The organism is Kluyvera sp. EC_51, from assembly GCF_019584505.1.
Classification (GTDB): domain Bacteria; phylum Pseudomonadota; class Gammaproteobacteria; order Enterobacterales; family Enterobacteriaceae; genus Kluyvera; species Kluyvera sichuanensis.
This window is the reverse complement of record NZ_VDAG01000113.1, coordinates 1-231: the sequence shown is the minus strand read 5'-3', so window position 1 is coordinate 231 and position 231 is coordinate 1. Positions and strand designations below refer to the sequence as shown.

Here is a 231-nt window from a genome sequence, read left to right as displayed (position 1 = left end):
GAGCGGGATCTCATCAGCGAGCGGGTCAAGTCAGGCCTTGCTGTTGCGAAGGCACGTGGTAAGAGGCTTGGTCGTCAGGCCGGAGTGCGACCAAAATCAGACCGACTTTTGCCTATGGTGGTTGCGATGAGGGCCGAGGGACGCAGCTATCGCTGGATCGCACGCGAGCTCGGTATCAGCAAGAATACCGTCGCTGACATCGTGCAACGACACAGAGCTAACGCTTAGGGT

General features: G+C 58.4%; 1 protein-coding gene. It reads left to right on the top strand.

Annotation, left to right across the window (positions count from 1 at the left end; all coding sequences use genetic code 11):
• On the top strand, positions 1-228 hold a 228-nt coding region (locus FHC49_RS21965; protein WP_220440859.1), incomplete at its 5' end, for a helix-turn-helix domain-containing protein.
• Positions 229-231 lie beyond the last annotated feature (3 nt).